This is a genomic window from Halopseudomonas sp. (assembly GCF_036961105.1).
Classification (GTDB): domain Bacteria; phylum Pseudomonadota; class Gammaproteobacteria; order Pseudomonadales; family Pseudomonadaceae; genus Halopseudomonas.
In genome coordinates this window covers 1-636 of sequence record NZ_JBALWW010000059.1, presented here as the reverse complement: position 1 = coordinate 636, position 636 = coordinate 1, and the positions used below count along the sequence as shown (strand labels likewise).

Here is a 636-nt window from a genome sequence, read left to right as displayed (position 1 = left end):
CGAGGATGTGCGTAGCGTAACCGATGAGCAAGGTGGCGATACGGAGCAGCAAGCGGCGACGCCGACTGGGCCGACCGTCCGTGACGGTGAAAAGGTAGGCCGCAATGACCCCTGTCCTTGTGGTTCCGGCAAGAAATACAAACATTGTCACGGTCAGATCAGCTGAAGCCGCTTGGTACCGTTGCTGTTTGGTTCGGATAGGACATGTGTGGGGGTTGACGATATGCTCGCAACCCCCACACTAGCTTCTAGCTTCTAGCTTCTAGCTTCTAGCTTCTAGCTTCTAGCTTCTAGCTTCTAGCTTCTAATTTAAATTTCTTTGGAGTCTACGCCATGCCCGTTGGTCTCGGCCCTCTGCCCGTGCTGCACCCTGTTCCAGGTTTTCGTCTTGGCATCGCTTCCGCGGGCATAAAGCGGGTAGGGCGTAAAGACGTGGTCATCATGGAGGCGGCTGAAGGTGCGAGTATTGCCGGTGTGTTCACCACCAACGCATTCTGCGCGGCGCCGGTTACGCTGACCCGGCAGCATTTAAACAGTGCCCCGCGTTACTTGCTGGTCAATACCGGTAACGCCAATGCGGGCACGGGAAAACCAGGTATGCAGGCGGCAATAAATACCTGTGAGGCGCTGGCAGGG

2 protein-coding genes are annotated in these 636 nt (G+C 56.3%); both read left to right on the top strand.

Annotated elements, in window-relative coordinates; translation table 11 throughout:
• Window positions 1-166, top strand: a 166-nt coding sequence (locus tag V7756_RS18975) for an SEC-C metal-binding domain-containing protein (RefSeq protein ID WP_335611760.1), incomplete at its 5' end; no start/stop codon positions are given.
• A 167-nt stretch (window positions 167-333) separates the two neighbouring features.
• Window positions 334-636: bifunctional ornithine acetyltransferase/N-acetylglutamate synthase (locus tag V7756_RS18970; protein ID WP_335611759.1), on the top strand; the 303-nt coding region annotated here is incomplete at its 3' end.